The 25,413-nt window shown below is 67.7% G+C and carries 20 protein-coding genes and 1 tRNA gene; 14 read left to right on the top strand and 7 right to left on the bottom strand.

The window, feature by feature from the left end; all coding sequences use genetic code 11:
* Positions 1 to 46: 46 nt before the first annotated feature.
* From gyrA to ACX1DX_RS10605, 5 genes are all read left to right on the top strand, one after another.
* Positions 47 to 2,647: a DNA gyrase subunit A gene (gene gyrA / locus ACX1DX_RS10585; RefSeq protein WP_182763077.1), complete on the top strand. Its 2,601-nt coding sequence runs from the start codon at positions 47 to 49 to the stop codon at positions 2,645 to 2,647.
* A complete protein-coding gene (locus ACX1DX_RS10590; RefSeq protein WP_459396577.1) occupies positions 2,640 to 3,518 on the top strand; it encodes a DUF3566 domain-containing protein in 879 nt (292 codons plus the stop codon). The genes gyrA and ACX1DX_RS10590 overlap by 8 nt, the downstream gene beginning before the upstream one ends.
* 177 nt (positions 3,519 to 3,695) lie before the next feature.
* Positions 3,696 to 3,772, top strand: a tRNA-Ile gene (locus tag ACX1DX_RS10595).
* A gap of 704 nt (positions 3,773 to 4,476) precedes the next feature.
* Positions 4,477 to 5,715 carry an IS256 family transposase gene (locus tag ACX1DX_RS10600; RefSeq protein WP_459396578.1) on the top strand — a complete coding sequence of 413 codons (1,239 nt, stop codon included), beginning with the start codon at positions 4,477 to 4,479 and terminating at the stop codon, positions 5,713 to 5,715.
* A 75-nt stretch (positions 5,716 to 5,790) separates the two neighbouring features.
* Entirely contained in the window at positions 5,791 to 6,960 is a 1,170-nt protein-coding gene (locus ACX1DX_RS10605) for a site-specific integrase (protein WP_459396579.1), read from the top strand.
* Between the two features lie 88 nt (positions 6,961 to 7,048).
* On the opposite strand, the gene ACX1DX_RS10610 is transcribed toward ACX1DX_RS10605, so the two are convergent.
* Positions 7,049 to 8,536 carry a multicopper oxidase family protein gene (locus ACX1DX_RS10610; RefSeq protein WP_459396580.1) on the bottom strand — a complete coding sequence of 496 codons (1,488 nt, stop codon included), beginning with the start codon at positions 8,534 to 8,536 and terminating at the stop codon, positions 7,049 to 7,051.
* A 181-nt stretch (positions 8,537 to 8,717) separates the two neighbouring features.
* Here ACX1DX_RS10610 and ACX1DX_RS10615 point away from each other — a divergent pair, with 181 nt between their 5' ends.
* Entirely contained in the window at positions 8,718 to 9,911 is a 1,194-nt protein-coding gene (locus ACX1DX_RS10615; protein WP_459396581.1) for a YVTN family beta-propeller repeat protein, read from the top strand.
* Positions 9,912 to 10,012: 101 nt separating this feature from the next.
* On the opposite strand, the gene ACX1DX_RS10620 is transcribed toward ACX1DX_RS10615, so the two are convergent.
* From ACX1DX_RS10620 to ACX1DX_RS10630, 3 genes are all read right to left on the bottom strand, one after another.
* A complete protein-coding gene (locus ACX1DX_RS10620; RefSeq protein ID WP_028705558.1) occupies positions 10,013 to 10,444 on the bottom strand; it encodes a hypothetical protein in 432 nt (143 codons plus the stop codon).
* Positions 10,445 to 10,453: 9 nt separating this feature from the next.
* Complete coding sequence (locus tag ACX1DX_RS10625; protein ID WP_076061689.1) at positions 10,454 to 10,666, bottom strand: hypothetical protein; 213 nt, start codon at positions 10,664 to 10,666, stop codon at positions 10,454 to 10,456.
* A 114-nt stretch (positions 10,667 to 10,780) separates the two neighbouring features.
* Positions 10,781 to 11,632 (bottom strand): prolipoprotein diacylglyceryl transferase, encoded by an 852-nt coding sequence (locus ACX1DX_RS10630; RefSeq protein ID WP_459396582.1) that lies wholly within the window; start codon positions 11,630 to 11,632, stop codon positions 10,781 to 10,783.
* Positions 11,633 to 11,844: 212 nt separating this feature from the next.
* On the opposite strand from ACX1DX_RS10630, the gene ACX1DX_RS10635 reads away from it, so the two are divergent.
* The 6 genes from ACX1DX_RS10635 to ACX1DX_RS10660 all read left to right on the top strand — a co-directional run bounded on the left by ACX1DX_RS10635 (position 11,845) and on the right by ACX1DX_RS10660 (position 21,375).
* Entirely contained in the window at positions 11,845 to 14,637 is a 2,793-nt protein-coding gene (locus tag ACX1DX_RS10635) for a heavy metal translocating P-type ATPase (RefSeq protein ID WP_459396583.1), read from the top strand.
* Positions 14,638 to 14,659: 22 nt separating this feature from the next.
* On the top strand, positions 14,660 to 14,956 hold the full coding sequence (locus tag ACX1DX_RS10640; RefSeq protein WP_233120764.1) for a metal-sensitive transcriptional regulator: 297 nt from the start codon (positions 14,660 to 14,662) through the stop codon (positions 14,954 to 14,956).
* Positions 14,957 to 15,106: 150 nt separating this feature from the next.
* Entirely contained in the window at positions 15,107 to 16,162 is a 1,056-nt protein-coding gene (locus ACX1DX_RS10645; protein WP_459396584.1) for a type II glyceraldehyde-3-phosphate dehydrogenase, read from the top strand.
* Between the two features lie 79 nt (positions 16,163 to 16,241).
* Positions 16,242 to 18,653 (top strand): heavy metal translocating P-type ATPase, encoded by a 2,412-nt coding sequence (locus tag ACX1DX_RS10650; protein WP_459396585.1) that lies wholly within the window; start codon positions 16,242 to 16,244, stop codon positions 18,651 to 18,653.
* A gap of 10 nt (positions 18,654 to 18,663) precedes the next feature.
* Positions 18,664 to 19,587, top strand: coding sequence for a DMT family transporter (locus ACX1DX_RS10655; RefSeq protein ID WP_459396586.1), 924 nt, complete (start codon positions 18,664 to 18,666; stop codon positions 19,585 to 19,587).
* Positions 19,588 to 20,775: 1,188 nt separating this feature from the next.
* Positions 20,776 to 21,375: a DUF305 domain-containing protein gene (locus tag ACX1DX_RS10660; protein WP_459396587.1), complete on the top strand. Its 600-nt coding sequence runs from the start codon at positions 20,776 to 20,778 to the stop codon at positions 21,373 to 21,375.
* Between the two features lie 156 nt (positions 21,376 to 21,531).
* Here the strand turns inward: ACX1DX_RS10660 and ACX1DX_RS10665 are convergent, their stop codons facing one another.
* From ACX1DX_RS10665 to ACX1DX_RS10675, 3 genes are read right to left on the bottom strand one after another with little or no spacing between them, the layout of a single operon-like run.
* Positions 21,532 to 22,170 carry a peroxiredoxin family protein gene (locus ACX1DX_RS10665; protein ID WP_459396588.1) on the bottom strand — a complete coding sequence of 213 codons (639 nt, stop codon included), beginning with the start codon at positions 22,168 to 22,170 and terminating at the stop codon, positions 21,532 to 21,534.
* Positions 22,167 to 23,144, bottom strand: coding sequence for a cytochrome c biogenesis CcdA family protein (locus tag ACX1DX_RS10670; RefSeq protein ID WP_459396589.1), 978 nt, complete (start codon positions 23,142 to 23,144; stop codon positions 22,167 to 22,169). The genes ACX1DX_RS10665 and ACX1DX_RS10670 overlap by 4 nt, the downstream gene beginning before the upstream one ends.
* Position 23,145: 1 nt before the next feature.
* Positions 23,146 to 23,451 (bottom strand): glutaredoxin, encoded by a 306-nt coding sequence (locus ACX1DX_RS10675; RefSeq protein WP_459396590.1) that lies wholly within the window; start codon positions 23,449 to 23,451, stop codon positions 23,146 to 23,148.
* A 122-nt stretch (positions 23,452 to 23,573) separates the two neighbouring features.
* Here ACX1DX_RS10675 and ACX1DX_RS10680 point away from each other — a divergent pair, with 122 nt between their 5' ends.
* Complete coding sequence (locus tag ACX1DX_RS10680; RefSeq protein WP_459396591.1) at positions 23,574 to 24,278, top strand: response regulator transcription factor; 705 nt, start codon at positions 23,574 to 23,576, stop codon at positions 24,276 to 24,278.
* Positions 24,278 to 25,405 carry a sensor histidine kinase gene (locus ACX1DX_RS10685; protein ID WP_459396592.1) on the top strand — a complete coding sequence of 376 codons (1,128 nt, stop codon included), beginning with the start codon at positions 24,278 to 24,280 and terminating at the stop codon, positions 25,403 to 25,405. The genes ACX1DX_RS10680 and ACX1DX_RS10685 overlap by 1 nt, the downstream gene beginning before the upstream one ends.
* Positions 25,406 to 25,413: the final 8 nt, after the last annotated feature.

Genomic DNA, 25,413 nt, shown 5'->3' on the forward strand with positions numbered 1-25,413 from the left:
GGGTGACCAGCCTCGCTCGGCTCCAACCCGGAAGGTTCACTGACGCATGGCTGACGACGTCGACAAGGACGAACTCAAGGCACCCGCGCTGGGCCGCATCGATCCCATCGACCTGCAGGTCGAGATCCAGAACTCCTACCTCGACTACGCGATGAGCGTCATCGTCGGGCGTGCGCTGCCCGACGTGCGCGACGGGCTGAAGCCCGTCCACCGCCGCGTGCTCTACGCCATGTGGGACGGCGGCTACCGCCCTGACCGCGGGTGGAACAAGTGCTCCCGCGTCGTCGGTGAGGTGATGGGTCTGTACCACCCGCACGGTGACTCCGCGATCTACGACGCCCTCGTGCGTCTCGCGCAGCCGTGGGCCATGCGCCTGCCGCTCGTGGCGGGTCAGGGCAACTTCGGCAGCCAGGGCAACGACAAGGCCGCAGCCATGCGGTACACCGAGACCAAGATGGCCAACCCCGCCGTCGAGATGGTGCGCGAGATCGAGCAGAATACCGTCGATTTCCGTCCGAACTACGACAACCGCGAGCTGGAGCCGACGGTGTTACCGGCCCGGTTCCCGAACCTGCTGGTCAACGGCTCCACGGGTATCGCGGTGGGCATGGCCACCAACATCCCCAGCCACAACCTGCGTGAGGTCAACGACGCGGTGCAGTGGGCGCTGGCCAACCCCGACGCGTCGCGCGAGGAACTGCTCGAAGCCGCCATCCAGCGCATCCAAGGGCCAGACTTCCCCGGCGGCGCACTGATCGTCGGGCGCTCGGGCATCGAAGAGGCATACCGCACCGGGCGCGGCTCGGTGACGATGCGCGCGGTCATCGGCATGGAGGAGGACCGCAACGGTCGCCAGCTCCTCGTCATCACGGAGCTGCCCTACATGGCCAACCCCGACACGCTGGCGCTGCGCATCGCAGACCTCGTCAACTCGGGCCGCCTGACGGGCATCGCCGACATCCGCGACGACACGTCGGCGCGCACCGGCCAGCGTCTGGTGATCGTGCTCAAGCGCGACGCCCAGCCGCGTGTCGTGATGAACAACCTGTACAAGCACACGTCGCTGCAGGACACGTTCGGCTGCAACATGCTGGCCATCGTCGAGGAGGTGCCCCGCACCCTTCGCCTCGACCAGTTCATCTCGCTGTGGATCAAGCACCAGCTCGAGGTCATCCGGCGCCGCACGCAGTGGCAGTTGGATGAGGCCGAGCGCGCCGCCCACCTCGACCGCGGCCTGGTCAAGGCACTCAACATGCTCGACGAGGTCATCGCCCTCATCCGCGCCAGCGCCACCGCTGATGCGGCCAACCAGGGCCTGCAGGAGCTGCTCGACATCGACGAAGTGCAGGCGCGCTTCATCCTGGACACCCAGCTGCGCCGCCTGGCGTCGATGGAGATCCAGAAGATCGTCGACCGCTTGGCCGAGCTGGAGCGTCGGATTGCCGACCTGAAGGACATCCTTGGCGACGAGGCCCGGCAGCGTCGGATCATCGCAAGCGAGTTGCAGGAGATCGTCGACAAGTACGGCGACGAGCGCCGCACCCGGATCGTCGCGGCTGATGGGGATTTTTCCGATGAGGATTTCATCCCCAACGACGACGTCGTGGTCACCATCACGCACGGCGGCTACGCCAAGCGCACCCGCGCGGATCTGTACCGCGTGCAGAAGCGCGGCGGCAGGGGCGTGCGCGGTGCGTCGCTGCGTGCCGACGACGAGGTGGCGCATCTCTTCACCACCACCAACCACCAGTGGATCTTGTTCTTCACCAACTTCGGCCGCGTATATCGCAGCAAGGTGTGGCAGTTGCCGGAGGCTGGTCGGGACGCGAAGGGCGGCCATGTCGCCGGGTTGATGAGCTTTCTGCCCGACGAGCGGATCGCCCAGGTGTTGACCATCGACTCCTATGAGGATGCGCCGTACCTGCTGCTGGCCACGAAGAACGGCCTGGTCAAGAAGACGGACCTGAAGGCCTACGACTCGCCGCGCCAGGCCGGCGTCATCGCGATCAACTTCCGCGAGCAGGGCGACGAGTTGATCGGTGCGTCGCTGGTTTCCGAGTACGACGACGTCCTGCTGATCTCGCGCAAGGGCCAGGCCATCCGCTTTCGGGCAGACGACGAGCAGTTGCGTCCGATGGGGCGCGCCACGTCCGGTGTGACGGGCATGAAGTTCCGCTCGGGCGACGAGTTGCTGTCGATGGCTGTGCTCCGCGCCGATGAGGATCAGTCTGAACAGTACGTGTTCACGGTCACCGACGGTGGCTACGGCAAGCGCACCTCTGTCAGCGAGTACCGCGTCCAGGGCCGTGGCGGCCTCGGCATCAAGGCCATGAAGCTGAACGAGGACCGCGGCAAGCTCGTCGGTGGCCTGATCGTCGGCGAGCATGACGAGGTCATCGCGATCAAGGTCTCCGGCCAGGTCACCCGCTCCGCCGTCTCCGACGTGCCTGCGAAGGGCCGCGACACCATGGGCGTGAAGTTCGTCGGTGTCCGCGGTGAGGACGAGGTCAGCGTGATCGCGCTGTACCCCGAAACTGAGGTCACCGAAGACGAGCTGGCTACCGAGGAGCCGGCAGACGGTACCGTAGGGGAAACCGTGGTCGAGGAGGCTACGGAAGTGAGCCCGGAGGAGACCGTCGATGAGTGATGCGCCGCGCTGGCCCGGGGCCGACGGACGCCCCGGTCTTGACTTCTCGCCCTACCGGTCGGACAAGCCGGCTGAGCCGGCGAAGTCGTCGCAGTCGGCTCCTGAGCCGGACACCCGCGCACAGCGCCCCGTGGGGGCGCCGTCGGAGCAGGGCAAGCCCGCCGACGACGGGAAGTCCTCGTCGGTGGCGCCGCGGGTCGCCGAGCGCGCGGCCCGTGCCGCCCAGGAGTGGGCGTCGATGCCGGTGACGCCGGCATTCGGTTCCGCGCCGACGGCCCGCACGGCACCGGTGCCGCCGCCCGGCGCCAAGCAGCCCCCCATGCAGGGTCGCCCCGGCGGCCCCGCGCCCCTCGGCGCCCCGACGCGGGGTGGCGCCACCGTCGTGCCTCCGGGCCGTCGTAGCGCGAGTGAAGCCGAGGACGCGGATCCGCTGCCGCTGGCTGAGGTCGCCGAGCCGAAGGTTGAGAAGGGCGCAGAGCCGGTTCGCACCACGCGTCGCCCACGCCGCACCCGCAAGGCTCGCCTGCGGCTGGCACGGATCGACCCGTGGTCCGTCATGAAGACGACGTTCCTGTTCGCGATCGCCTTCGGCATCATGCTCGTGGTGGCCACGTTCGTGATCTGGTCCGTGCTGGCAGGGGCCGGCACGCTGGAGTACGTCAACACGCTGCTCAACCAGCTGCTGGGGGACCAGGACACCGCGTTCGACGTGACCCAGATCCTGAGCGTGAACCGCGTCCTCGGGTTCTCCTCGATCGTCGCGGCCATCAACGTGGTGATCATCACCGCGTTGGCCACTCTGTTTGCCTTCCTGTACAACTTGGCGGCCACCGTGATGGGCGGCCTCGAGGTCACCCTCGCCGAAGACTGATCGCTGGTCCCTCTGGGGCCTCCTAGCCGCTACCCGGCCGTGAGCAATTGGATAGGCTCACGGCCGGTTTTGCGTCGTTTTGTCGGCGTGTCGCGCCGTGACCCCATCCAATTGCTCACGGCTGGCCTGAGTTTGCAGGGAGCGGAAGTCATCCGCTACAGTTGGGCGTCGGTAAGCGGGCCTATAGCTCAGGCGGTTAGAGCGCATCCCTGATAAGGATGAGGTCGCTGGTTCAAGTCCAGCTAGGCCCACCAATGAACCCCTAGGCGACTAGGGGTTTCGTTATTTTCACTTGAAGTTGTACCGGATTTGTACCGGATGCGTCGCGGGAAATGGTCCGCGCGCGAGCCTATGACAGCCGCGTAGGCGCTCGGGTTCGCAAGCCCAACCGCCGGCACCGAGTACGAGACCATCTCCGCGGCCTGTAGCGCACTACAGCTGGATCCCCCGCCTAGGCCTCGGGGCCCACCGACGATACCCACGACGCGATCGCGTCTAAGGCCTTCGGGCCATGACTGCCGAGCTGGGCCGCGCCGAAGCGAGCCAACCACAACGTGAAGACGCTGCTGCCCTGCCTGGTCCGAGCGCGTGAACTGGACGCGACGACAGCGCGAGATATGAACGTTTCTCGCGCTGCAGGTGTCTCGATGGGGTTCCTAAAGTTATGAGCGACACACAGACAGCCCCAGTCACGGGTGCCCACTCATCGACAGATGACGATCTCGCAGACGCGGAGGGCCAGGGGCGGCATTCCCTCTTCGACCTTCTGTACTGGGTCCGGGTGGAGTGTCCTCTGTGCGGCGGGGCACACGGGCTACCGCTGTACAGGGAGACGACAGTAGAGCCGCTTAGAGTGGTGTAGCGCCCAGGGTGGCCGGGGTCGTCTGGGACGACGAGGCGGTCACCGTGGGATCCTTCGAGTTCACCTACCAAAGCTCTCTCAAAGGAATCAACCACGATGACCGCTCCTCACATTGTCGACCCTGCCCACGTGCTCAGCAACCTCCTCACCGAGGCGTCCCCGGACATGATGCGCAGCCTGCTGCAGACCATGATCAACCAGCTCCTCTCCGCCGACGCCGATCTGGTGTGCGGCGCCGAATGGGGCCAACCCTCGGCAGCACGGACAGCGCAACGCAACGGCTACCGCCACCGCCCGTTGGACACGCGCGTCGGCACGATCGACGTCGCCGTCCCCAAACTGCGCTCCGGAACCTATTTCCCCGAGTGGCTGCTGGAGCGCCGCAAACGGGCCGAGGCGGCGCTGATCACCGTGATCGCCGACTGTTACCTCGCCGGCGTCTCCACGCGCCGCATGGACAAGCTCGTCAAAAGCCTCGGGATCGACGGGTTGTCGAAGTCCCAGGTGTCCCGGATGGCGGCCGACCTCGACGAACACGTCCACCAGTTCCGCCACCGCCCCCTCTCGGAAGCGGGGCCGTTCACGTTCGTCGCCGCCGACGCGCTCACCATGAAAGTGCGCGAGGGGGGCCGGGTCATCAACGCGGTCGTCCTCGTCGCGACCGGGGTCAACGGCGACGGCCACCGCGAAGTCCTGGGTCTGCAGGTCGCCACCAGCGAGACCAGGAGCGCCTGGAACACGTTCTTCGCCGACCTCGTCGCCCGCGGCCTGGGCGGGGTCCGCCTCGTGACCTCCGACGCCCACGCCGGCCTGGTCGAAGCGATCGCGGCGAACCTGCCCGGCGCGAGCTGGCAACGCTGCAGAACCCACTACGCCGCCAACCTCATGGCCGTCACCCCGAAGAGCCTCTGGCCTGCGGTCAAGGCGATGCTGCACTCGGTCTACGACCAACCCGACCAAGCATCCGTGGAGGCCCAGTTCGACCGGCTCCTGGACTACACGAGCGAGAAACTCCCCGAAGTCGCGGAGCACCTCGAGCAGGCCCGCGCCGACGTGCTCGCGTTCACCAGCTTCCCCAAAGACGTCTGGACCCAGATCTGGTCCAACAACCCCGCCGAACGCCTCAACCGCGAGATCCGACGCCGCACCGACGCCGTCGGGATCTTCCCGAACCGCGAAGCCATCATCCGGCTCGTCGGCGCCGTCCTGGCCGAACAAACCGACGAATGGGCAGAAGGCCGCCGCTACCTCGGCCTCGACGTCCTGGCACGCTGCCGACTCACCACCATCACCAACCCCCAGGAGGTATCCGAACCCCTCGCCCTCACCGCCTAGACGAAGGAACCGCTACCCCACTCTGCGGGACTTGACCCGGATTGGACCCGGAAAACCGGGGGAGGGAGCCCGAACATGGCGCGTGCACCCCGCAGACTTCCGCCCGGAATCCTGCTCCTTCCGAGCGGGAACTACCGGGTTCGCTACCTCGGCCCCGACGGGAAGCGGTATTCCAAGACCTTCACCCACCTGCAGGACGCGAGGTATTGGCAGGCGTCCGAGCAGCGCCTCATCGATCAAGACGGCTGGACCCTGCCGGAGGTACGTCAGCGCCGACAGGACTCTGCAGCGCTCACCGTGGCCGAGTGGGCCGAGCAGCGCATCCTGGCATGGTCCACCCGATCGAGGTCGCCCATCGTCGGCAGCACCGTCGAGGACTACCGACGGTGCCTGCGTCTCCGGATCGACGGCTGGCTCGGGGACACACCCCTCACACTCGTCACTGCCGCGATCGTGCGCAAGTGGCACGAGGCTCTCCCGGACACACCGACCATGAACGGGAAGGCCTACGATCTCCTCAAGCACCTCATGAACGACGCCGTCAACGACGAGCTGATCGCGGCCAACCCGTGCCGCATCGTCGGAGCCGGCAAACCACGAGCCAAGGGGGCAGCTGAGGCGCTCAGCGCAAGCGATATTGGGCCGTACCTCGAAGCGGTGGAGGAATATTACCGCCCAGCCCTGGCAGTGGCCGTCCTGGGTGGCCTCCGATCTGGGGAGGTACGTGGCCTGCGTCGGCGCGATCTCGACGTGGAACAGGGCTTCATCCGAGTCGCCGGGGCCATCCGACGGGAACAGGTGGCCGAGGGCGAGTACAAGCGCGACTACACAGACACCAAGACTCCGGCTGGGAAGCGCGTCATCTACCTACCCGCCGCAGTGCTGGACTACCTCCGGCCTTGGGTCCAGAACCACAATTTCGCACCCGACGAGCTGCTCTTCCCGGCCCGCCGTACAGGCAAGATCATGAACGAGACGGTGCTGGCAGCAGCGCACCGGCGCGCTGCCAGGCAGATCGGCCGTCCGACGCTCACCCTGCACAATCTCCGGGCAACCGCTGCCACTCTCGCAAAGCAAGCAGGCATGACTGACCGTGAGGTGCAACGCCGCTTTGGTCACACAACGGCGGCAATGGCTAACCTGTACCAAGTACCCGAGCTTGAGCGAGACAAGTCGGGTGCTGCCATGATCGATTCTCTGCTCCAGTCACGTGGGCATCAAGCCCGGCTCCCCAGTGGCGGCTGATTCCTCTGCGCGAGCTCTTACGCTCACGGGCTTCTGATTCAGCTTTCCTGCCTACTACGGGCCGCGGAGATGCGCGGTTGATCGATCGTCAGGCGTAGCGCATCGTCGTCATCATCCCGACTTCCGCGTGGTAGATGTTGTGGCAGTGCAGCATCCACTCGCCGGGGTTGTCGGTGATGAGGTCGAGTTCGAGGGTCTGCATGGGGGTCAGGAGCACGGTGTCTTTGCGGAGGCCTCCGCTGCCCGGGAGTCCCCAGGTGTGGCCGTGGATGTGCATGGGGTGGGCCATCATGGTCATGTTGGTCATCCGCATCCGGACGCGCCGGTCGGGGCTCACCTCGAGTGGTTCGTGGTCGCCGAACTTGCGGCCGTTGATGCCCCAGCCGTAGGGGTCCATCTGGCCGTTGAGTTCCACGTCGAAGGTGTCGTCGGGCTCGCCGTCGGGAAGGCGCGCACCCGCTGCGGCGCGCAGTTGCGTACCGAGCAGGGCGTCGCCGTCGAGTTCAGGGACCGGGGCATCCGTCGAGGGCGCGTCGCCCGAGGCCGTGCGAACGACTGCGCGGGCGGTCCCGGTCTTGCCCTCGGGCCGTGCCGCGAGCGGGAAGGTCCCGTCGCGCAGGGTGACCGTCACGTCGTAGCGCTCTCCCATTGCGATGTACAGGGCTGCGGTATCGACGGGTTCGACGGGGAATCCGTCGGAGTGTGTGACGGTCATGAAATGGCCCCCCAGCGCCAGCTTGAAGATGGTGTCCGAGGCGGCGTTGATGATCCTGATGCGGATGCGCTGTCCCGGCTTGGCTTCGAAGGTTGCGGGGGCTTCGGGTACGCGTCCGTTGATGAGGTAGTGCGGGTATTCGACGTCCCCGGCATCCCCCAGGGGCGAGGATGCCCCGTGCCCCATGTCGCGCATGTTCCCGTGGCCCATGCCCGTCGAGACCGGGCCGTTCTCCGCGGCGAACTCCTCGAAGATCTCGTCCGGGCCCCGGCCCACGCCGTCGGTCCAGTCGTCGAGGACCACGATCCACTCGTCGTCATAGGCCCCCGGTTCGTCGGGGTCGTCGATGATCAGGGGTGCATACAGGGCGCGGTCGAGTTGGACGCCGGAGTGCGGATGGAAGAAGTAGGTGCCGGGGTCCGGTGCCACGAACTCGTAGGTGAAGCTCGTGCCGGGCTCGATGGGGTCCTGCGTCACCCCCGGCACGCCGTCGGCGGCGTGGTGCAGCCGGATGCCGTGCCAGTGCACGCTGGTCGATGCGGGCAGCTGGTTGTCGACCGTGATCCTGAACAGGTCTCCGGCAGTGCCGCGAAGCACACCCATGCTCGAATCGTCGTACGCCCAGGTCTTCGCAGTCACGCCGCCGAGGTCGAGCGTGACCGGCCGTGGTGTCAACGTCTTCTGTACGACGGAGCGTCCCGGCGCCGGAGCGAGCGAAGGGGCCGGGTACGACGGAGAGGCACCCGTGCCGGGCGCTGGTGTGCCGGGCTTGTTCGAGGGGCTCGTGCAGGCGGACAGGAGTCCGGCCCCGGCGATGCCCGTGGCGCCGAGGAGCAGGTGGCGGCGGTTCAAAGCGGTCATGGGCCAATACTCCTCCGGGTATCGTCCTGATCCAAGCCTGGAATGTTCAGGAACGGTCAAGGTTCCGTGGGTAGGGACATGCCAGGATCTTGACGGGATCTTCACCGAATCCGCACCCGGGCCAGAGCCCGTGGGCGCACAGTGATCGCGGGAGTTTTCACGAAGAACAAGGAGAAAGTCAGTGATTCGCACCACCAAACGGAGCTGGCGCAGACCAGCGACCCTCACCGTCCTCGCCACTGTGGCCCTGGCGTTGAGCGCCTGCGGCCAAGGCGAGGGCACCGACCCGAACCCCGGCACGACAACACCGGGGCGAGCGGCGACAGACGATGGCGCAACCGTGGCGACTGAGGATGCAACCGCCTCGGGGTCGACGCCGGAGATCGCGTTCGTCGACGGCACCGTATGGGTCGCCAACGAGGACGGGGACTCGCTCAGCGCGCTGGACGCCGCCACCGGCGAGGTCGTCACGACCGTGACAGGAATCGAGAGCCCGCACAACGTGCAGGTGAGCCCCGATGGCAGCACCGTTTGGGCCGTCAGCGGACACAACAACGCACTCGTGGCCCTGGATGCGGAGACCTACGAACTGCGGGGGACGGCACCCACCGGCACGAGTCCCGCACACGTGATCGTCACACCGGACGGCGAGACTGTGTATGTCACCAACGCCGGCGACGACACAATGAGCGTCTACGAGGCGGACTCGCTCGAGTTGCGTGCCACCATCGACCTGAGCGCCGGCCCGCACGGGCTGCGGGCCAGTCCCGACGGGTCAACCGTGGTCGTCGCCAACACCACGGCCGGCGCGATCGACGTCGTCGATACTGCTACGAACGCGGTGGCGGCCAGCATCCCCGTGGGCGACTCGCCACCGCAGGTGGCGGTCAGCGCCGACGGAAGATATGTCTACGTGACCCTCATCGGGTCCAGCTCGGTGGTGAAGGTCGACCTCGTGGAACAGCAGGTCATCGGATCGGTTGCGGTCCCGGCGCCCCCGGTGCAGCTGTACCTCACCGCCGACGGGACGCGGCTGCTCTCGGCGGACCAAGGTACCGACGACACTCCCGGCACCACTGTGACCATGATCGACCCCGAGTCCATGACCGTCGAGTCCACGGTGCAAGCCGGGTCCGGGCCGCACGGTGTCGTCATCGAGCCCACCGGGCAGCGAGCTTGGGTCACCAACCTCTACGACGACACGGTCTCGGTCATCGACCTCACCGCGAAGGCCACCATGGCGACGGTGACCGTGGGCGACAAGCCCAACGGGATCAGCTACAGCCCGCTGCCGCCGGCCCCCGGGCCGGGCACCGTCGAGATCACCGTGCCGGAATACGCTACCGCGACCGGAGCCGGCCACGACGAGCACTGACGGATCCCCGATCGCTCGGTAGCTCGGGCAACGTGGAACCGCACCCCCAGCCATTCGCCGGGGGTGCGGTTCGCTTGTGTTGGAGTGCCCGAAACGGCTGATCACTCGTGGTGACCGTCGTGTTCCTCCGCTGCTGGCGTCGCTGAAGGCGCCGGGGCGTCAGGCTCCTCCCCGCTCCCGGGGTCAGGGTTGAACAGGGGGCCGAGGACGAACGTCGAGAAGGCGAACAACACCGAGAAGATCACGACACCGATCGCGGGCGCCTTCCAGGTCCCGAAGCGTCGGCGGAGGCGGCGGAGGAGGGGAATGCTCAACAGCAACCCCGCCACGTACAACACCGCGTTGCCCAGGAACCCTGTGAGGATCGCGGCACCGGCCAGGAAGCCGATGTGGTGCATCACGTGGGGGGCGAGCCCCATGAGCGCGCCGACGGCGGCGCGGGCCCCAGCCCAGATCGTGCCGAGGAGACTGCGCGCGCCACCACCTGCGGGCTCAGCCGGAGCCATCACTTCCCCGGAGGTTTCGACCATCATGGGTGTGTCCTAGCTGTTGTGGTGGGCGTCCCAGCCCGCGAACCCCTGATGCATGACGCCAGGGTTGTGGGTGCCGCTGAAGCCCGTCTCGGAGGCGTGCATCCGGACGTGCTCGGCGAAGTGGCGCCCGCTGGGCTCCCCGGCGCCCGCCGGCACAGCGGTCACTGCGAGCAGTGCGGCAGCCGCTGCGACGAGGGCGGCGATCCTCTTCGTGGGGGTCATGTGGGGTCTCCTTTTGGTCATCGGCGGCACGAGAGCCACCACGACCACTTTCCCGCCGGCAGGTATAGATTCGGTGAAGCCTCGACCCGGCTTCCGTCAAGGATCGGCGGCGCGTCAAGCCCGGGGTGTCGTGGACGCGGCGACGACAGGCTCGTCGGGCGCGGCCTGCGCCGGCTCCTCGTGCGGTGGGGTGTGCCCGTGCCTGGCCTCCCGAACGATCAAAGCGGTGCCGACGAGGATGCTGACGATGCCGAACACTTGCGCCTCGGTGAGGCCAAGCAGGATGGGGTTGTTGATCCGGACGAACTCGACGACCAACCTAGCCGTCCCGCTCAGGGCGAGATAGGCGCCGAACACGGTGAGCGGGCCGACGCGTCGTCCCAACGCCCACAAGATGCCCGCGATCAAGAACGCCCCGACCGCCTCATACAGCTGTGCTGGGTGGACCGGGACGTCGACCGGGACCGCGCCGTTGGGGAAGGCCATCCCCCACGGCAGATCCGTCGGTTTGCCGTAGGTGCCGTCGCCCGCAAGGAAACAGCCGATCCGGCCGATGCCGTAGGCCGCCGACAACGGTGCCGCCATCGCCCCGGCGACCTTCGGCAGCGACAGCTGGTGTCGCCGGGTCATGACGACCACCGCGATCGTCCCGCCGATCAGGCCGCCGTACCAGACGAAGCCGGAACCGCCGAGCATGTGCCAGGACAGGTGCTGGAAATTGGCGATGAGGAAGTACACCTTGGCGCCGACGAAGCCCCAGAGAGTGGCCCACAGCGCGATCGACTGACCCACCTCTTTGTCGTAGCCGACCCGCTGGAAAGAACGGCCCAGAAGGTACGCGCCCACCAGGAGCGCGAGCGCCTTGCTGAGTCCATAGGACTGGACCCCCACACCGAACACCGAAAACAGCTCAGGCCACACAGTCGACTCCCGTCGTCGAATCACGAGGGCGCACAGCTGCGCCATCGACTCCACGCTGTCCGACCGGCGTCAAGCGCCTGCCCGGAATCGGCAAAGATTCCGTCAAGATCGACCTGCGCGGCCTGAACCCTCCGGACCCAGTGCACGGATCTTGATCGAACCTTGATCGGATGCCGTTGCGATTCGCATACTCCAGCCATAGTCTCGGTCCATACCCTTACCCCCCTAGGGTATGGATTCTCGAGTGAGGTGGCGTGATGGTTTGGGTTGTTCTGGTCGGCGCGGTAGTGCTGACTGCATTGCTTGTGTGGTTCTTCTTCGGTCCCAAGAAGGCTGGGAGCGTGCGCGTCGAGGACGGGGTGCAGGTGGTGGAGGTCACCGTCGATGGTGGCTACAGTCCCGGCGTGATCGAGGGGGTCCGTCCCGGCATGCCGGTGCGGATCCTGTTCGACCGCAAGGAGGGGGGTGAGTGCACATCGCGGGTGGTGATGCCCGACTTCAAGATCAACGCTAGCCTGCCGGCATTCCGGACCACGGCGGTGGAGTTTACCCCGGAGGCTGCCGGCGAATACCGGTTCGCCTGTGGGATGAACATGGTCTCGGGCCTCATCCGGGTCGCCGGTGCTGTGCCGGAGACTCCACCTGCCCTCGCACAGCCCGACGCAGCGGCATCGGAAGCGGCCACGCCGGGCACCGTGGCGAACGCGTCGCCGCTCGTCGCCGACGATGACGATGAGGAGTCGGAGCGGGCCGCCGAGATCCGGGATTTGACCCGGCGCGTCTCCATCGGCGCGTTGCTCACTCTACCCGTCCTCGTCGCGGTGATGGGTGTCGAACTGTTCGGAGTGACCTGGGTTCCGGAGTTCCTGATGAACCCTTGGCTGCAGCTGGCGCTGATCGCGCCGGTGATGTTGTGGTCCGGTTGGCCGATCCACCGCGTCGGGTGGCGGGCGCTGTCGCACCGCACCGCCGATATGAACTCGCTGATCACACTCGGCACGGTGGCGGCATTCGGCTACAGCCTGGTGGTGACGTTCGCGCCGCAGATCCTCCCTCCGGAGTTGCAGCAGGTGTACTACGAGGCCGTCGGCGTGATCATCACCCTCATCCTGCTGGGCCGCCTGCTGGAGACGAAGGCGAAGGCGGGCACGGGCGAGGCGATCCGCAAGCTCATCGGTCTCCAGCCGCGTACCGCCCGGGTCCTGCGCCTCGGCACTGAGGTGGAGATCCCGATCGAGGAGGTTGAGGTCGGCGATGTGGTGCTCATTCGGCCCGGCGAGAAGATCCCCGTCGACGGCGAGGTGATCGCCGGGACGTCGGCCGTCGACGAGTCCATGGTGACCGGGGAGTCGATCCCGGTGACCAAGACCGTGGGCGATCCGGTGATCGGCGCGACGATCAACTCCACCGGCGCGCTGCGCTACCAGGCCACCCGCGTCGGGGCCGACACGATGCTCGCCCAGATCATCAAGCTGGTCCGCGAGGCACAGGGTTCGAAGGCCCCCATCCAGCGGCTGGTGGACAAGGTCTCCAGCTACTTCGTCCCCGTCGTCATCATCATCGCCGTCTGGACGCTGGCGATCTGGCTCCTGGTCGGCCCCCCGCCCGCGTTCGTGTTCGCGCTCGTCGCCGCGGTCTCGGTGCTGATCATCGCCTGCCCCTGCGCGCTCGGCCTGGCAACTCCGATGTCGATCACTGTCGGCACCGGCAAGGGCGCCGAGCACGGCATCCTGATCCGATCCGCCGAGGCACTTGAAACCGCGCACAAGCTCGACGCCATCATCCTCGACAAGACCGGCACCATCACCAAGGGCATTCCCATCCTCACCGACGTCGCCGCTGCCGGTGGCCACGACGAAAACCAGCTGCTCGGCTGGGTCGCCGCCGTGGAGAAGAGCTCCGAGCACCCACTCGCCGCAGCGATCGTCGCCGGCGCCGTCGAGCGCGGCATCACGGTGCTCGACACCGACGACTTCGACTCGATCACCGGGCAAGGCGTGCGCGGCCGGGTCGACGGACACGACATCCTCGTCGGCAACCGCCGGTTGCTCGCCGCAGGCGGAGTGATCGACGAGGCACTGCTCCCCCTGCACGACGCGCTCGCCGCCGACGGCAAGACCCCGATGCTGGTCGCGGTCGACGGCCGCGCCGCCGGGGTGGTAGCCGTCGCCGACACCATCAAGGAAGGATCCCCCGCCGCGGTCGCGGCCCTCCAAGCCCGCGGCATCGAAGTGATCATGATGACCGGCGACAACAGGGCCACGGCGGCCGCGATCGCCGCCCAGGTCGGGATCCGCCGCGTCGTCGCCGAGGTGATGCCCGAACACAAGGCCGCCGAGGTCCGCCGCCTCCAGGAGGAGGGCAAGGTCGTGGGCATGGTCGGCGACGGCATCAACGACGCCCCCGCACTGGCGCAAGCCGACGTCGGCTCCGCGATCGGCACCGGCACTGACGTGGCCATCGAATCCTCCGACATCACCCTCATCTCCGGCGCCCTCTCGGGTGTCGTCACGGCGGTGGACCTGTCCCGCGCCACGATGCGCAACATCAAACAGAACCTCGTGTTCGCGTTCCTCTACAACACCCTCGGCATCCCCATCGCGGCCGGCCTGCTGTACCCGTTCTTCGGGATCCTGCTCAGCCCGATGATCGCCGCCGGCGCCATGGCGCTCTCGTCCCTTTCCGTCGTCGCCAACGCCAACCGCCTGCGAGGCTGGACGCCCCGCCCCATCCCGGAGCCCGGCCCGACCGGGCACGCCACGACGCCCGTCGTGGAAATCGGCGGCACCGTATCCGCCACCACCACCACCACCACAGAAAAGGACACCACCATGTTCGGCAAGAAGAAGACCCCCACCCACATCGACCCCGTCTGCGGGATGAAGGTACAGCCCGCGAAGGCCGCCGCCACCCGCGAGCACGACGGCAACACGTTCTACTTCTGCTCCACGCACTGCGCAGCGACGTTCGACGCGGACCCCCACCGCTACGGACACCCGGAACCCGAAACGGCCCCCCACGGCCCGCACTCCGGCCACCACGACCACTAGCCGAGCGCAGAGCATGCGGGAGATGGGATCGATCGACATGGCCAGCACCGACGACAAGAACGCGCTCATCAACCGGCTCAGCCGGATCGAGGGCCAGATCCGTGGCATCTCCCGCATGGTCGATCAGGATACGTACTGCATACAGACCCTCACGCAGATCTCGGCCGCCTCCAGCGCGCTACGGTCGCTGGCACTGGTACTCATCCAGAACCACCTGCAGCACTGCCTCGCCGAGGCGGTCGAGTCCGGCGACCAAGAGCTGCAAGACGCCAAAGTCCAGGAGGCGTCCGCAGCGATCGGGCGCCTCCTGCGCAGCTGAGGAGACCGCCACCCTCCGCTTCGCCCCAGTCCTCGGCGGCAGGCGGAGAGCCCAAAGAAGAGCACGCGGAGCAACCCGCCGATCGAACCGACCGACGAGCGCCACAGATTCAGAGAAACACACGATACGAAACAAGCATTGGAGACTGATATGGAGATAAAGGTTGCCGTCAACGGCTACGGAGTGATCGGAAAGAGGGTCGCGGACGCCGTCCGGGCCATGCCGGACATGGTCCTCGTCGGGGTGGCCGACGTCGCCACGGACTGGCACGTGCGCACTGCCGTAGGGCTCGGACTCGACGTGTTCGCCGCCAACGAAGATGCGCGCACCGCGATGCAGTCGGCCGGGGTGCCCCTGGCGGGCACCCTGTCCGATCTGCTCGAACGGGTGGACGTGGTCGTGGATACCACCCCGAAGAAGGTCGCCGCCACCAACCTGCAGGCCTACCGGGCCGCCCAAGTCAAGGCCGTATTCCAGGGTGGGGAGTCCCACGCGACCACCGGGCATTCCTTTGTCGCCCAGGCCAACTACGCCACCGCGCTCGGCCGGGACACCACGCGGGTGGTGTCGTGCAACACCACCAGCATCGTGCGCGTCCTCGGCGCGTTGCGGGACGCAGACCTCCTCGCCCGCGCCCGAGGGGTGCTCATCCGTCGGGCCACCGACCCGGGCGAGTCCCATCAGGGCGGCATCATGAACACCATGGTCCCCGAGGGCGCCATCCCGTCCCACCAGGGCCCGGACGCCCGCACAGTGCTGCCCGACCTGGACGTGGTCACCATGGCCGCGAAGGCGGCGCACACCCAGACCCACAACCATTACTGGACCCTCCAGCTGACCCGGCCCGCCAGCCGCGGGGAGGTCCTTGATGCCCTGCGTGCGGCCCCCAGAATCGCGTTCATCCGCATGGCCGACGGCCTCACAGCCCTGAACACCACCGTCGAGCTCATGCGCGACATCGGCCGGCCCCGCGGGGACATGTGGGAGGTCGCCATGTGGGAAGACGTCCTGACGGTCGAGGGGGATGAAGCCTTCCTGACCTACCAGGTCTTCAACGAGGCCATCGTCGTCCCCGAGACCATCGACGCCATCCGCGCGCTGGCCGGCACCGTTACCGAGGGCGCCACCTCGATCGAAATGACAGACGAGGCACTGGGGATGCGCCGGGAGTTCCTTCCCGCCCCAGTCCGGGCGACCACGAACTGAGACCCGACGGGCGAGCCGGCATCTGCCGAACCCGCCGACGCAAGACCTATCGGCTAAGCGGCCGGAAAAGGAACCGATCATGAAGAATCAAACCACGGTCCTGGAGGCCGGTGGCCTGCACTGGGCCACCTCCGAATCGGTGATCAAGAAGACGTTACTGGGGCTGCCCGGCGTGCTGGCCGTCGAGGCCAGCGCCGTCTCCCAGACCGCAACGGTCACCTACGACCCGGACAGGACCTCGGTCACCCAGCTGGTCGGCTGGGTCAACGACTGCGGCTACCACTGCACCGGACAGTCGGTACCGGGCCACATCTGCCATCCCATGGAAGAACCGGGCCCCACCGACGCCCACGCCGGGCACGATGGCCACGCGGGGCACACCGGCCACGGGGGCGGTGAGGATGAGGCTGACGGGTCCGCGCAGGCAGCGATGGGCCACGGCGGTCATGGTGGGTCGATGGAGGACATGGCCAGGGACATGCGCAACCGGTTCCTGGTTGCCTTGATCCTGGCGATCCCCATCACGATCTGGTCCCCGCTCGGGCGTGACGTGCTGGGGTTGAACCCGCCGCTGGCGTTCGGGCTGCGCGACGACGTCTTCACCTTGATCCTGTCGCTGCCGGTGGTGTTCTACTCGGCGTGGATCTTCTTCGACGGCGCCTTCCGGGCGCTACGGGCCAGGACGTTGGACATGATGGTCCTGGTAGCGGTCGCCGTGGGGGCCGGTTGGCTCTACAGCCTGGTGGTCACCCTCACTGGCGGTGGTGAGGTCTTCTACGAGGCGGCCACCGTGTTGACGACGTTCGTGCTGCTGGGGCACTGGCTGGAGATGCGAGCCCGGGGCGGCGCGAACGACGCAGTGCGCACGCTGCTGCAGCTGGCCCCCTCCCAAGCCGTGGTGATTCGTGACGGCCAACCCGTGGAGGTCCCCACCGCCGAGGTCGTCGTCGGCGATCTGCTGCTGGTACGGCCAGGCTCGAAGATCCCCACCGACGCAGTCGTGGAGGAGGGCGAGTCCGAGGTCGATGAGTCGATGGTGACCGGAGAGTCCATGCCGGTCGAGAAGGCGCCCGGAGCGGAGGTGATCGGCGCCTCGATCAACACCACAGGCACCTTGCGGGCACGGGCCACGAAGGTCGGCGCGGACACTGCGCTAGCGCAGATCGTGAAGATGGTCCAAGAGGCACAGAACTCCAAGGCCCCCGGGCAACGCCTCGCCGACCGGGCCGCGTTCTGGTTGGTGTTCGTCGCCCTCATCGGCGGCACCGTGACCTTCACCGTGTGGATGCTCGCCGGGGCCGGGGTCCCTGTCGCGATGCTGTTCGCGATCACCGTCGTGGTGGTCACCTGCCCCGACGCGCTGGGGCTGGCCACACCGATGGCGATCATGGTCGGCACAGGGCTCGGCGCCAAGCGGGGGGTGCTGTTCAAGAACGCCACCGCGCTGGAGGGCACGGCGAGGATCGACACGGTGGTGATGGACAAGACCGGCACCCTGACCAAGGGCGAGCCGGAGGTCACCGAAATCATCACCGCCGGCATGAGCGAGCAGGAGATGCTGGCCCTCGTCGCCGCCGTCGAACGCGAGTCTGAACACCCACTCGCCCGTGCGATCGACAACTACGCCGCCGAGCGCGGCGTGCCCGAACTGGCCGCAAGCGAGTTCCTCAACGTCCCGGGCCACGGTGCCACGGCCACGGTTGACGGGCGCCGAGTCCTGGTGGGAAACCTGCGCCTCATGATCGCGGAGAACGTCGACCTGGGGCACCTGGCCGAGCGGCGGAACGAGTTGGCCGCGTCCGGGCGCACCGCGGTGCTGGCGGCGGTGGGCGGGCGCGCGGTGGGTGTCATCGCGCTGGCCGACGCGGCTCGAGACACAGCCGCCGCGGCCGTCGTGGCCCTGCACGAGACCGGGATCGAAGTCGTCATGCTCACCGGCGACAACGAGGCCACCGCACTGCGCATCGCCGAGCAGCTCGGCATCGACACCGTCATCGCTGAGGTCCTGCCCGGGGACAAGGCCGACAAGATCGCCGAGCTCCAGCAGGCAGGGAAGTCGGTGGCGATGGTGGGTGACGGCGTCAACGATGCCCCGGCGCTGGCCAAGGCCGACATCGGCATCGCGATCGGAGCCGGCACGGATGTGGCGATCGAGACCGCCGACCTCGTCCTGATGCGCTCCGATCCTTTGGACGTCCCCATCGCGCTGCGCATCGGCAAGGGCACCGTACGGAAGGAACGCCAGAACCTGGCCTGGGCGATCGGGTACAACGCCATCGCGCTGCCCATCGCTGCAGGGGTGTTCTACCCCGCCTTCGGCCTAATGCTGCGTCCGGAGATCGCGGCCCTGACGATGTCGGGTTCCACGGTCATAGTCACGCTCAACGCCCTGCTGCTCAAGCGGCTCAGGTTGCCCGCGCAACAAACCCCGGGCGCGCCCCAGCGCGCGGTCCAAGAGCCGATCATACCGGTCCCGGCCGGGACCCGCTGACGGGGATGGCGTGGACGTCCCTGTTGGCACCACCGCTGCGCCGGCCGGAGCGGTGGCCCGGGGACCGAAGCCGTTGCGGATGCTGTGGATCACCGCCGCCTGGGGGGCGTGCTTCGTCGTGATCGAATGGGGGCTGCGCGACGCCCCGCTGCTGTGGTACGCCGCACTGCGTGCCCTCGTGGCCGGCCTCGCCCTGCTGGCCCTGGGCTCCATCCAGCACCGCCCGCCCCCGCGCGGCGCACGTGCCTGGGGCCTGGTCACGGTCCTCGGGCTGGTCAACGTCACCCTCGCCTTCGCCACCATGTTCGCCGGGGTCGCTGGTGGCGCGACCGGCACCGCCGCGGTGCTCGCCAACGCCCAACCCCTCCTGATCCTCCTACCGGCCTGGCGGCTCTACGGCGAGCGGCTCTCCACCCGGACGACGGCCGCCCTCGTCGTCGGCTTCGCCGGACTCGTCCTGGTCGCGGTACCCGGCGGCGGGGGTAGCGGCGCGACCCTATCGCTGCTCTCGGCGGCGGCCGTGACCGCCGGCACGCTGCTGTCCCGCCGCCTGGCCGGGCTGGACCTGGTCACGGCAACCGCGTGGCACCTACTGATCGGCGGAGCCGGGCTGGTGGTGTTGGCAGCGGCCGCAGAGGGCGCACCGGTGATCGCCTGGACCCCCCGCTTCGTCCTGTCGCTGGCGTTCCTCGCGCTGGTGGGCACCGCGGCGACCACGGTGGCGTGGTTCGCCGAGGCCCGCCACAGCCGCCTGGACACCCTGACCACTTGGACCTTCCTCACCCCCATCCTGGGCATCGTCCTGGCCGCCGCCCTGCTCGGTGAACGCCCGCGCGGGTGGACCGCGCTCGGGCTCCTCGCCGTGCTGGCGGCGATGTGGATCACCCTACGACCGCCACACCCCACCACCACCGAGCCGCACAGCGCCCTCTGAAGGCGCCTCGCCTCCCGGAACCCCCACCACCACGGCGGTCCGCGCCGAAGCGGATCCTTCAACCATGGACTGGGTGGTGACCGACTCCACCACGTCGACCGATGTTAGGGAGGACGGCCGGCCGCGTCTCGTCGCTGTGACGCGGTAACAACACTCCCGGAACACCCCGTATCGCCCGTCCCGCCGTGCCCGAACGCTGCACCGGCTGCCGACGGCACCGGCTCACCCCCAACGGAGGGGCACAACGCGGCCGACCCGCCAAGTGGGCAGGCGCGGCGGGAAGGGAGAACGAGCCAGCAGGCGCAGCGAGCGCCAGTCTTGTCGCGAACTTGATCCCAGCCATACCAAGTCTCAACACCGCCGGTTGATCATGGGAACTAGCAGACGAGTTGGAGTGTGGACATGACGAACAGGAACCAGACCACCTACGGGGTACGCGGACTCACCTGCAACCGCTGCCTGGTAAGTGCGCTCGAGGCCGTCCGGGCCTTGCCCGGCATCCGGCGCGTCAAGATGAGTCTCATCCCATCCGGCGAATCACTCCTTACCGTCACGCCGGCTGACGCCGCGACCGGTTCAGAGCTGCGCGCGCGGCTGGGGAACGTGGGCTTCGAACTCACAATGAGGCACCCTGCGCAGCCCCCTCCCGCCCGACGAAGTCCTCGAGTGCGCACCGGAGCGCAACTGCCCGTCCACCCCTGAGTCTTCCATGAAAGGACCCAACCCATGACACACCATGGCTACCCGCACACCGATACCGCCGACCAGCATCCTCATCCGACCGGCAGCGACGCCGAGCCCGGCCAATCCCCATCGCGCCACCGCGGGCACCACTGGCACATGCTCCTGATGTGCCTCCCCTTGGTGGCACTGGGCCTATGGTCACTGACCCGCGGTGCGGGAGGCGGCACCCTGATCGTGGGCTTGGTCTGCATGGGCATGATGCTGTTCATGCATCGCATGCCCGGCTCCCGCCACCGCCACTGAACCGTCAAACGGAAGGGGTTCAGCAATCACCGCTCCGAGAGCACCCCTGACACATCGCCCGGACGCCTTGGCCTCCCCCCTCAGTTCGACGGACTAGCAACTGGGATGCTCCCCCACCGGGCCGCCACTTAGCGGCAGGATCCCGACCGAACCTTTCCAGGTCTAGAGTGCTGAGCGAGACGACGGGAAGGATCGCTCAGCATGTCCCCCAAACGCGACGAACGACAGAACAACGACGTCAACCACGATTCGAAATCCCACCACGAGAAGAAGATGTATCTCCGGTTCGGGGCCATGATCCTGACCGGCATGGTGGTGATGTACTTCACCATGTTCGTCGGCTCGTGGGAGTGGAGCCACATCAGGTTCAGCCAGAGCCGCATCTTCATGGCACTCACCATGGGCGGCGCGATGGGGTTGGTCATGCTCGCCTGGATGCTCAACATGTACAAGAACGCCAAGGCGAACATCATCATCGTGGTGGTGAGCCTGCTGCTGCTCGGAGGCGGTGCCTTCCTCGACCGCAGTCAGATGACAGTCGACGACCAGGCCTTCATGCGCGGCATGATTCCCCACCACTCGCTCGCGATCACACGGTCGGAGCGGGCCGGGATCGAAGATGCCCGGGTCTGCGAGCTCGCCGTCGAGATCAGCGAGGCGCAACGTCGCGAGATCTTCGAGATGGACTGGCTGATCAAGGACATCGAGGAGAACGGCATCGCCGCCACCGTCGAGGAGGCCGCCGCTCGCCCCGTGCCGGGGTACGAGGAGCCAGCACAACGGAGATGTCCAGAGGGCTGAGCGCGGCGGCCTGACCGCGTCGCTGCCCCAATGATTCTCCTGTCGGTGGCCGCACAGGGCCTCTGGTGCGTCTGTGAGCGCGAGACCAGGGCGAGGTTGAGGCGGGACCGGCCTCTCGACGCTTTGCTGGCGGTCTCCGTGCAACGATAGGTGTCTTCATTTGAGGAGGTTGAGACGCCGCTCCGCCTCATCCAGGAGCGCACTCGGCTCCAGCCACATCGACGGATAATCGCCCGACCAACGCTGCACTCCTTCAGGATCGATGAGGACGAACCCGTGTCCCGGTAGACCCTCGTGCATGCCCTTACCGAGCACGTCATAGGCAGCCGAGACGGTGCCGTCGTCGAGCAGATACGGTGTGGTGACGCCGAAGTACTCCAGATCCGGGCGGATCTGTTCGGCGGTATTCATGACGATCGGCAGCACCGTGATGCCGGCCTCCTCGATCCCGGCAAACTTCTCGATTTCCCGCATCTGCGCGGTGCACGACGCGCAGCCGGCGCCTTCGTTGAAGTAGAGGATGACCGGCCCACCCCGCAATGCGCTCAGGCTGACGGTTTGGCCGTCGGTTGTTGGGAGGGTGAAGTCCGGTGCCACCACGTCGGTGGCGTCTTCCACGGGTCGCGCGGACCAGAGTCCATAGCCGGTGACACCGAGGATCACCACGAGCACCAGTGCGCCAAGGGCGCGTCGGATCGTCCGGTTGCGTTTGGCCCGCACCTGGTCCTGTTGCTGCTCAGCGCGCACGCGCGCCCGTGCGGAGAGGCCATCTGGGCGATGTTTCGTCTGCGTCATTTCGGTTCTTTCGGGATCGCGGTGCCGGCGGGCACCTCGGTGTGGTGGCCATCGGAGTCGGTGCTGCAGCATTCGTTGCCACCTTCACCAGTGGAAGTGACCGACTTGGGGCCACGAGTCTTGTCCCGGAGCGTCACCAGGACGAAGACCGCGACCAGTGCGAGCAGAGCGATACCGAGTACGAATTCGGGGATCGGGGCAGTCACAACGAGCAGCCAGGCGAAGACCTCGCCCAGCCAGGCGCCCATGCCGACGAGCGGGGCATCGGCACCGGTCATCTCGGTCGCGCCGGCCTGCGCGATGACCGCGATGCCCATGATGACGAAGCCGACGGCGACGACCAGGTTGACGGTGTTCGTCGCGAGGGTGAAGCGGCCAAGTCGGAACCGGACCGGCCTGGCCCGGAGGGCTCCGCGCATCCCATCGGGCCGCTTGTCCCACAGCAGCGCCATCACGAACAGCGGGATAACCATGCCGAAGACGTAAGCGAGGCCGAGGACCAAGCCGCCGACCGCGGAGCCGGAGAGCGCGGACAGCGTCATCACGCCGACGAGCACCGGCGCGCAACAACTCGACGCGATACCCGAGAACACGCCGAGGCTGAAGAACGTTGCGGTGTCGTTACGCGCGGTGTCCGGCGCCCTGAGGAACGACGGCATGGACCACATCGCCCCCGACAGCGCCAGCAGCCCGAGCCCGATCATCAGAAGCCCACCGGCCCAGTAGAGAACGACGTGGTACTTCGCGATCGCGCCGGCGATCAAGCTCACGCCCATCGTGATCGGAACGAGGACGAGCGCGAGACCCGCGGCAAACACGAACGTCAGCGGCAGCAGCCGCCAGCGACGGTTCTTGGCGGCGGCCGCAAGATAGCTGGGGGCAAGGAACACGATGCAGCACGGCGCGAACAACGCCACGCCGCCAGCGAGGAACGCCGCGAGCACGCCACCGGCGCTCAGCAGGTCGGCACCCATATCAGGAGGCTTCCAGCTGCTGGACGAGTCGGGCCAGCTTGCCGCGCGGCAGCCGCCCGTCGTGGAAGTAGTTGCCGTCCAGAATCATGAGGGGGAACATGCCGGGGCGGTGTTTCCCGATGAGCGCCTGCCCGTCGGGGGACTCCGCCGCGACGAGCGTGAGGGTGAGGAGGCCGCGGCTCTCAAGTACGCCGAGTCGCTCGTGGGCGTCCTCACAGAAGTGGCAGGCGGGCGCGGTGACCAGGGTCATCCGTGGTCGGGTCGTCGTCGGGCTGCCGACGAGGGCAGTCTGGAGGGTCTCGTTCACGATTGCCAGACTCTCGCCCTTGTGTTCAGACGAGATCCAACACCGGTCAAGATTCGGCCAAGAATTCCGCTACCGCACCACCAGTGTCCGGTACGACTACGACGTGCGGCAATACTGGCCGCATGACAGACACCGCACCGGCGAAGGCCCTGATCATCGACGACGAACGCCCCCTGGCGGGCATCGTCGCGTCCTACCTCCGACAGGCGCAGTTCCAGACGGCCGAGGCCTACGCCGGGCCCGACGGGGTCCGCCTCGCCGAGGAACTGGACCCGGAGGTGGTGATCCTCGACCTCGGGCTGCCCGGCATGGACGGCGTCGAGGTCTGTCGCCGGATCAGGACCTTCTCCGACTGCTACATCATTATGCTGACCGCGCGCGTGGATGAGATGGACAAAGTGATCGGCCTGTCCGTTGGCGCCGACGACTACATCACCAAACCCTTCAGCCCGCGGGAACTGGTCGCGCGGGTGCAGGCGATGTTGCGCCGTCCCCGTCGCCGGACGCATCCCCCCGCGGTGCACGCCGCGCGCGAGGTCGGGCTGCTGCGCATCGACGCCGGCGGCCGCGATGCGTGGCTGGGCGACGAACCAGTCGTCCTCACGCGCACAGAGTTCGACATCCTCGACGCGCTGTCCGCCAGCCCCAACCTCGCGCTCAGCCGTCGCCAGATCATCGACGAGGTGTGGGGACCGGGCTGGGTGGGCGACGAGCACGTCGTCGATGTCCACGTCGCCAACCTCCGCAAGAAGCTCGACGATCCCCCAGCCGAGCCGCGCTACATCCTCACCGTGCGTGGTGTGGGTTACCGGATGGGACAGGGCTGATGGCCGCCGCGGAGCGTCGCGGCATCGCGTGGGGAACGCGAACCTTCCTAGCGTTCGCGCTGGTCGTCGCCGCCAGTGTGCTGTCTGCGGGGATCGTCGCGCTCGTCGTCGGCCCGCCGCTCTTCCACGAGCACCTGCTGGAACTCGGCCATACCGGCGGCTCGGCCGAGATGGCGCACGTCGAACAGGCGTTCCTCGATGCGGGCGTCCGCTCGCTGGGCGCGGGACTCGTCGTCGCGGTCGGTCTGGCGACGCTGCTTGCCTGGTGGGAGACACGACGGCTCCGGCGGCCCCTCGACGAACTGACCTCGGCAGCCAGACGTCTGGAGTCCGGCGCCTACGTCGCGAGGGTGCCGGTGGGCACGGGAAGTCCCGAATTCGACGCCGTCGCGGAAGCCTTCAACGGCATGGCGCAGCGGCTCGACGCAACCGAAGAGAGCCGAAGAAGACTGCTGTCCGACGTCGCCCACGAACTGCGCACACCACTGTCGACCCTGACCGCCGAACTCGAGGCCATCGGTGACGGACTCGTCCCCTGGGACCGCGAGGGCCACGAACTGTTGGCCCAACAGGCGGCACGGCTGCAGCGGATCGCCAACGACCTCAACGACGTCTCCCGCGCCGAGGAAGGCCGGTTCGAGCTCGACCGGCATCCCGTGCCCGTAGCGCTGCTCGTCGAGCAGGCGGTCGCCACGTTCCGGCCCCGCTACACGGCGAAGGATGTGGAACTCGCGGGCACGGCCGACGGCGGCATCGTCGTCGCCGACACCCAACGCGTTGGCCAGATACTCGGCAACCTCCTCGAGAACGCGCTGCGACATACCCCCGCCGGGGGGCGCGTCGCGGTCGACGCGCAGACGGTGCGCGCCGAGACCCGGATCACGGTCACGGACACGGGGGACGGACTGACGGCCGATCAACGCGACCAGGTATTCGACAGGTTCTACCGCACCGACACGTCCCGAGCCTGGGACGCCGGCGGCTCCGGCATCGGCCTCACCATCTCCCGCAGCCTGGCCCGAGCGCACGGGGGTTCGCTCACCGTCACAAGCCCCGGGCCCGGAGGAGGAACCACCTTCACGCTCGTCCTGCCCGCCACGGCCGGACCGGACCGGCCGCTGTCTTGACCGTTTCT

The organism is Tessaracoccus zhenghani (genome assembly GCF_054552775.1).

Bases quoted from the DNA above. Each gene is read 5' to 3' on its own strand.
- gyrA (WP_182763077.1), top strand. From the start codon at position 47: ATGGCTGACGACGTCGACAAGGACGAACTCAAGGCACCCGCGCTGGGC.
- ACX1DX_RS10590 (WP_459396577.1), top strand. From the start codon at position 2,640: ATGAGTGATGCGCCGCGCTGGCCCGGGGCCGACGGACGCCCCGGTCTT.
- ACX1DX_RS10600 (WP_459396578.1), top strand. From the start codon at position 4,477: ATGACCGCTCCTCACATTGTCGACCCTGCCCACGTGCTCAGCAACCTC.
- ACX1DX_RS10605 (WP_459396579.1), top strand. From the start codon at position 5,791: ATGGCGCGTGCACCCCGCAGACTTCCGCCCGGAATCCTGCTCCTTCCG.
- ACX1DX_RS10610 (WP_459396580.1), bottom strand. From the start codon at position 8,536: ATGACCGCTTTGAACCGCCGCCACCTGCTCCTCGGCGCCACGGGCATC.
- ACX1DX_RS10620 (WP_028705558.1), bottom strand. From the start codon at position 10,444: ATGATGGTCGAAACCTCCGGGGAAGTGATGGCTCCGGCTGAGCCCGCA.
- ACX1DX_RS10625 (WP_076061689.1), bottom strand. From the start codon at position 10,666: ATGACCCCCACGAAGAGGATCGCCGCCCTCGTCGCAGCGGCTGCCGCA.
- ACX1DX_RS10630 (WP_459396582.1), bottom strand. From the start codon at position 11,632: ATGGCGCAGCTGTGCGCCCTCGTGATTCGACGACGGGAGTCGACTGTG.
- ACX1DX_RS10635 (WP_459396583.1), top strand. From the start codon at position 11,845: ATGGTTTGGGTTGTTCTGGTCGGCGCGGTAGTGCTGACTGCATTGCTT.
- ACX1DX_RS10640 (WP_233120764.1), top strand. From the start codon at position 14,660: ATGGGATCGATCGACATGGCCAGCACCGACGACAAGAACGCGCTCATC.
- ACX1DX_RS10645 (WP_459396584.1), top strand. From the start codon at position 15,107: ATGGAGATAAAGGTTGCCGTCAACGGCTACGGAGTGATCGGAAAGAGG.
- ACX1DX_RS10650 (WP_459396585.1), top strand. From the start codon at position 16,242: ATGAAGAATCAAACCACGGTCCTGGAGGCCGGTGGCCTGCACTGGGCC.
- ACX1DX_RS10660 (WP_459396587.1), top strand. From the start codon at position 20,776: ATGTCCCCCAAACGCGACGAACGACAGAACAACGACGTCAACCACGAT.
- ACX1DX_RS10665 (WP_459396588.1), bottom strand. From the start codon at position 22,170: ATGACGCAGACGAAACATCGCCCAGATGGCCTCTCCGCACGGGCGCGC.
- ACX1DX_RS10670 (WP_459396589.1), bottom strand. From the start codon at position 23,144: ATGGGTGCCGACCTGCTGAGCGCCGGTGGCGTGCTCGCGGCGTTCCTC.
- ACX1DX_RS10680 (WP_459396591.1), top strand. From the start codon at position 23,574: ATGACAGACACCGCACCGGCGAAGGCCCTGATCATCGACGACGAACGC.
- ACX1DX_RS10685 (WP_459396592.1), top strand. From the start codon at position 24,278: ATGGCCGCCGCGGAGCGTCGCGGCATCGCGTGGGGAACGCGAACCTTC.